Raw genomic sequence first — 5,860 nt, forward strand, 5'->3', positions numbered from 1 at the left:
GGTATCAGATTTTCCTGATGCACCTGAAACCCAGCGGCCAGTCACCGCGCCGAGCAATTGTGGCGTTCCCTGCACGGCTGTGCGTTGCATGTAATGCTTGATGGAACGCAAACCTCCAAGCTCTTCGCCCCCCCCAGCCCGGCCGGGGCCACCATGAACCAGCATGGGCAAAGGCGACCCGTGTCCGGTCGAGGTCTTGGCGCTTTGACGGTTTCCGATCATGACCCGTCCGTGATACGGCGCCATACCAAGTACCATTTCCTCAGCAACCATCGGATCGTTGGTGAAAATCGAGGCAACCAAAGAACCTTTGCCCTTGTGCGTCAGTTCAATCGCTTCGTCCAGTTCGTCATATGGCATCAGCGTCGCGACCGGACCAAATGCTTCAACCGAATGAACCGTTTCCGACTTGAGAGGTTCGTTACAATGCAAAAGAACGGGAGCCTCGAATGCCCCTGTATCGGCGAGCTCTGCTGCACCCCCTGACAGGACCTCCGCGTCCTCCTTCAATTCGTCGATACGCGCAAGGACTTCGTTTTTTTGAGATAGTGACGCAAGAGGCCCCATTGTCACGTTTTCGCGTCGCGGATCGCCGACAACCTGCCGTGAAAGGCGCTGTCCAAGCGCGTCCGCAACGGCCGACACGCATTCGCGCGGCGCGATCACCCTCCGGATCGCAGTACATTTCTGACCGGCTTTTACGGTCATCTCACGTGCGACTTCCCTGATAAAAAGGTCGAATTCCGGCTCGCCGGGTTTCGCATCCGGTCCAAGCACAGCCGCGTTCAGGCTGTCCGCTTCCATCGAGAAACGAACCGAATTTTGCACAATGGCCGGATGTCCGCGAAGCATTTGACCAGTTGCCGCGGACCCGGTGAAGGTTACGACATCCTGTCCTGTCACGTGGTCGATCAGATCTCCTGCTGAGCCGCATAACAATTGCAGCGAACCTTCCGGGAGTATCCCCGTATCCAGGATATGTCGTACCATCGTCTCCGTCAGATAAGCCGTCTGACTTGCCGGTTTGACAAGGCAGGGCATGCCAGCAATCAGTGCGGGTGCAATTTTCTCCAACATGCCCCAGCACGGGAAGTTGAAGGCATTGATGTGTACGGCAATTCCCTGCAAAGGGCTCAAGATGTGCTGAGCTGAAAAGGTGTTGTCCCGGGAAAGCGGTTCCACGGCTCCTTCCACAAAGACACGCGAGTTGGGCATTTCCCGTCGAGCCTTGGAGGAATAAGCAAAGAGCGTCCCGATGCCGCCCTCAATATCGATCCAGCTGTCCTTGCGCGTCGCACCGGTGGCAAAGCTTTCCTGGTAAAAGATCTCTTTCTTTTCCATCAGTGCCTGAGCCAGTGTTTTCAACATCAGAGCACGTTGGTGATAGGTCAACTTGCGCAAACCGGCTCCGCCCTTGTCGCGGCCAAAAGCCAGCGCTTCGCCGAGATCAAGTCCCGAGGCATCAATGCGTGCGACAGGCACACTTGTCGATGCATCCAGAAGGTTGGAGCCTGACCCCTTCCCTTGCCTCCAGCTTCCTGCCAGATAGCTTTCCAGAACGCGCACCTTTTGTGGAACAACAGTCATCGAACACACACCGATTTTAGAGTTGAAGACAGGTTTGAAGCGTCGTGGAGCGTTGCCTCAAGCGTCATAGGTCAGGACAAGACGCTTGCTAAGCGGTCGGGACTGACAGGTCAGAATGTAGCCGTCCCGAATCTCGTCATCTTCAAGCGCGTGATTGGCAGCCATTTCAACTTCACCTTCCAGCAGTTTTCCACGGCATGTGGAACAGACACCCGCGCAACAGGAATAAGGCGCGTCGACGCTGTGCCTGTGTGCCGCTTCGAGAATGGTTTCCCCCGCCTCCATATGAATGTCGCGGGTCGTTCCGTCGAGCGTGAGGCTGAGATCGGCTTCCCGGTCTTTGTCGCTTGCGGTTTTCGGCCTTTTCTTTTCAGGCAGCCGACCGGGCTGGTCCGATTTGAAGAGTTCGTGCTTGATCCGGTCCGGTTCCACACCGTGACCTTCAAGACAGCGTCGGATCGTATCCATCATCCCGTGAGGACCGCACAGGAATGTCAGGTCGATATCCTGAGGGTCAATCAACGTTTCAAGAAGCTCATTGACTTTCTCCTCATCCACGCGGCCGGAGAAAAGCTCTGTTTCCTGTGCGTCACTTTTGAGAATGTGAACGATCTGGAGGCGACCAAGATACCTGTTCTTGAGATCTTCCAGATCCTCCCGAAACATGATCGAAGAAACCTGCCGATTGGCATAAACGAGGGTAAATGTTGAATGCGGCTCGCGCGCCAGAACCGTCTTCATGATCGACAGGATCGGGGTAATTCCGGAGCCGCCGGCAAAACCGACATAGAACCTGGTGCTTTCCGGCTCGATCGGTGCAAAGAAACTGCCGACCGGAGGCATAGCTTCAACCGTGTCGCCTGTTTTCAGGTTCTCGTTCGCCCAGCAGGAAAATGCGCCTCCGTCGACACGCTTGATACCGACTTTCAGATCGCCGTCTTCCGTCCCTGCGCAAATGGAATAGCAGCGCCTGACTTCGTGCCCGTCAAAATCCCGGCGAAATGTTAGGTATTGGCCTTGTGTGAAGCGAAACAGGTCCGTTGCTTCCGGCGCGGGTTTTAGCGTCACAATGACTGAGTCTCGCGTGTCCGGGATAATCTCTGTGACCGTCAGGGCGTGAAACCGTGACATCTATTCCTCCCTGTACATGTCTAAATGCGCGTCAGTGGCATTTGAAATAATCGAATGGTTCCAGGCACTCCCGGCACCGATAGGCTGCCTTGCAGGGGGTGGAGCCAAATTGACTGACCTTCTCCGTATCCGATGAACCGCATCGCGGACAGGGAACGACCAAATCCTGTTTGCCTGAAAGTCTCGACAAGCGTCCTGAAACCGACATTTCTCCGACGCTTTCAACCGGCGGTGCTATGCCGTAGTTCCGCAGTTTCGCGCGCCCTTCCGGGCTCAGCCAGTCCGTTGTCCAAGGTGGACTTAGTTTTTGCTCCAGACGCAGGTTCTCAACGCCGCAGGATCGCAGTTTTGTTTCAATGTCCAGATTTATGACGGCAGTGGCCGGGCATCCGGAATAAGTCGGCGTAACGGTGACAACCAACGTGCCTTCCTCCCAACGCACATCGCGAATAACGCCGAGGTCAGTCAGAGACAGAACCGGAATTTCCGGATCCGGAACTTCCGCCAGCCATTGCCAGATGGTGTCCGTCGAAACCTTCATCCGATCACCAGGTTGCCCCGGGATAGGCCCGTTGCAGGAACTGCATTTCTGCCAGAAGGTGTCCGAGATGCTCACTGTGTCTGCCGGTCACACCGCCTGTGTGGGAAAATGTCGTGTCCGGTACTTCCAGCGTTGCACGTGTCAGGACTTCATCAACGATCTGCCGCCAGCTTGATTGCAATGTCTCCGGCATCGGTGCGATGCCCGCATCAGAGACCACCTCATCCACTTCGTCACCGGAGAATAATTCACCAGTATAAATCCATAGAGTTTCGAGGGCTGTCTGCATCCTTCGATGGCTCTCGGAAGTACCATCTCCCAACCGGATAACCAGGTCAGCAGATCGATCCAGGTGATAGGCGGCTTCCTTTCCGGCCTTTGCCGCGATCTCAGCAACGCGTTGATCGGATGAATTTTCTAGCGCCTCAAGAAGCAGCACCTGATAAGCGTCATAAAGAAACTGGCGCATCAGGGTTTTTCCAAAGTCACCGTTAGGCTGTTCGACAAGCAGGAAGTTATGGAAATCCCAAGCATCACGGAGGAATGCCAGCTCGTTTTCGCCGCGGCCCTTCCCCTCAATTTCTCCTGCATAGGTTAGCCACAACCGCGCCTGCCCGATCAGATCGAGCGCGACATTGGCGAGCGCAATATCTTCCTCAAGCACCGGAGAATGTCCGCACCACTCAGACACCCGATGGCCAAGAATGAGCGCGCTATCACCGCGCCGCAACAACCATTCGAACAATTTATCGCTCACGATATTATCGACCGCCGTAGCCATCACATCTTCCCGACTTCATCAGGGATGTCATAGAAACTCGGGTGCCTGTAGATCTTGTCCACCGACGGTTCGAACAAGGCATCCTTGGCACCTGGATCGGATGCAGTGATCTGCGCTGATGGAATAACCCAGATCGAAATTCCTTCTTTGCGCCGGGTATAGACATCCCGAGCGTTCTTGATTGCCATTTCGGCGTCCGGTGCATGCAGCGAGCCAACATGCCGATGGTTCAGTCCATGCTGTCCGCGAATGAACACTTCCCACAACGGCCATTCTTTTTTCATTTTTTCCTCCGCGTTCAACCAACTGCGCAACACCGTACGTGAAAGTCGAATTACTCCGACCGGTCTCGCCATGTCCTTTCAGGAAATTCACTCGGCAGCTGTTTTGGCAGCTTCCTTCTTGTTTGCATGTGCCATGAGCGCATCGCGAACCCACGAGCCCTCTTCCCAGGCCTTGACCCGAGCTTCCATCCGCTCGCGATTGCAAGGACCATTGCCGCTCAGAACTTCAAAGAACTCAGACCAGTCCGGTTCGGAAAAGTCGTATCCACCCTTTTCATCGTTCCAAGACAGGTTTTCGTCCGGAATCGTCAGTCCAAGGTACTCAGCTTGCGACACTGTCTGATCGACAAATTTCTGGCGCAACTCGTCGTTGGTGTTGATTTTGATTTTCCAGGCCATCGATTGAGCGGAGTGCACCGAATCCTTGTCCGACGGACCAAACATCATCAGCGAGGGATACCAGAGCCGGTCAAGAGCGTCCTGCGCCATCCGGCGCTGCTCTGCGGTGCCGTTCGCCATCTTCATCATGATGTCGTAGCCTTGGCGCTGATGAAAACTTTCTTCCTTGCAGATGCGGATCATCGCTCGGGAGTACGGCCCGAAAGAGGTTCTTTGCAACGGCACCTGGTTCATGATGGCTGCGCCATCCACCAGCCAGCCGACTGCACCAATATCCGCCCAGGTGAGCGTCGGATAGTTGAAGATCGACGAATATTTCATCTTGCCGGCGTGCAGGAGTTCGATCAATTCATCCCGACTCACACCGAGGGTTTCTGCTGCACAGTAAAGGTAGAGACCATGCCCGGCCTCATCCTGGACTTTTGCCAACAAAATGGCTTTCCGCTCCAAAGTCGGCGCCCGTGTGATCCAGTTGCCTTCCGGTAACTGACCTACGATCTCTGAATGTGCGTGCTGACCAATCTGGCGGATCAGGGTCTTTCGGTACCCTTCCGGCATCCAATCGGTTGGTTCAATCTTTTCACCACGATCAATGCGCGCCTGAAATGCCCGCTCTTCTTCGGTCATTTCCGAAAGATCGCGCACCTTGTTCGCATCGGTTTTCACCATCTGGGCATACATGACGCCTCCTTCCCGTCATGTGAAACTCTCGGGAAGGATAACGCACAAAACATCACAGAAAAAGTAAATTCTTTCTAATTTTGTGATGCTTGATATCTATTTGTAAAATATAGCCTTTCAGGCGGCTTCAAAACCAACGGAACACGTAGCCAGTGTCTTCAAACGGGCAGACACAGTTTTCGGACGGGTAGGCAACGTCCCGCTCCGGCTGAGAAAATGCTCGCCGATATATGTATCTGATGCTTCAGACAGAGTAGAATAGACGTCCGCAAACAACCGGCGGGCAGCCGCGCCCGGCCAGTCGGCTGGCAAGACTGAATTCGGAAGTCTTGGATCCCGAAATCGGATTATCCGATAAGCGTGCACCAGGGCTACACGGAAGAGCAAAGCAACCTCGCCGGTTTCCAGATGTGACGCTTCTTCCTTCATGGGCGAAAACCGGGAAACAAACGCCGA

Annotated in this window: 7 protein-coding genes; all 7 read right to left on the bottom strand. The window is 54.7% G+C overall.

Translation table 11 applies throughout. The features are described from left to right. On the bottom strand, nucleotides 1-1,587 hold a 1,587-nt coding region (gene paaZ, locus K5905_RS25720), incomplete at its 3' end, for a phenylacetic acid degradation bifunctional protein PaaZ (RefSeq protein WP_297589478.1). Between the two features lie 57 nt (nucleotides 1,588-1,644). Beyond that, nucleotides 1,645-2,718 (bottom strand): 2Fe-2S iron-sulfur cluster-binding protein, encoded by a 1,074-nt coding sequence (locus tag K5905_RS25725; protein ID WP_297589480.1) that lies wholly within the window; start codon nucleotides 2,716-2,718, stop codon nucleotides 1,645-1,647. Nucleotides 2,719-2,749: 31 nt separating this feature from the next. Further along, nucleotides 2,750-3,259, bottom strand: a complete 510-nt coding sequence (paaD, locus tag K5905_RS25730; protein WP_297589482.1) for a 1,2-phenylacetyl-CoA epoxidase subunit PaaD — start codon at nucleotides 3,257-3,259, stop codon at nucleotides 2,750-2,752. Nucleotides 3,260-3,263: 4 nt separating this feature from the next. Further along, complete coding sequence (gene paaC, locus K5905_RS25735; protein WP_297589484.1) at nucleotides 3,264-4,040, bottom strand: 1,2-phenylacetyl-CoA epoxidase subunit PaaC; 777 nt, start codon at nucleotides 4,038-4,040, stop codon at nucleotides 3,264-3,266. After that, nucleotides 4,040-4,324, bottom strand: a complete 285-nt coding sequence (gene paaB, locus K5905_RS25740) for a 1,2-phenylacetyl-CoA epoxidase subunit PaaB (protein ID WP_297589487.1) — start codon at nucleotides 4,322-4,324, stop codon at nucleotides 4,040-4,042. Before paaB ends, paaC begins: the two co-directional genes overlap by 1 nt. An 87-nt stretch (nucleotides 4,325-4,411) precedes the next feature. After that, entirely contained in the window at nucleotides 4,412-5,404 is a 993-nt protein-coding gene (gene paaA / locus K5905_RS25745; RefSeq protein ID WP_297589490.1) for a 1,2-phenylacetyl-CoA epoxidase subunit PaaA, read from the bottom strand. Nucleotides 5,405-5,521: 117 nt separating this feature from the next. Next, nucleotides 5,522-5,860 (bottom strand): PaaX family transcriptional regulator C-terminal domain-containing protein (locus tag K5905_RS25750; protein ID WP_297589494.1); only part of this gene is annotated, 339 nt, incomplete at its 5' end.

The organism is Roseibium sp. (genome assembly GCF_025698965.1).
Classification (GTDB): Bacteria; Pseudomonadota; Alphaproteobacteria; order Rhizobiales; family Stappiaceae; genus Roseibium.

Coding starts and splice junctions, on each gene's coding strand:
- paaD (WP_297589482.1), bottom strand. CDS start 3,259: ATGAAGGTTTCGACGGACACCATCTGGCAATGGCTGGCGGAAGTTCCG.
- K5905_RS25725 (WP_297589480.1), bottom strand. CDS start 2,718: ATGTCACGGTTTCACGCCCTGACGGTCACAGAGATTATCCCGGACACG.
- paaB (WP_297589487.1), bottom strand. CDS start 4,324: ATGAAAAAAGAATGGCCGTTGTGGGAAGTGTTCATTCGCGGACAGCAT.
- paaC (WP_297589484.1), bottom strand. CDS start 4,040: ATGGCTACGGCGGTCGATAATATCGTGAGCGATAAATTGTTCGAATGG.
- paaA (WP_297589490.1), bottom strand. CDS start 5,404: ATGTATGCCCAGATGGTGAAAACCGATGCGAACAAGGTGCGCGATCTT.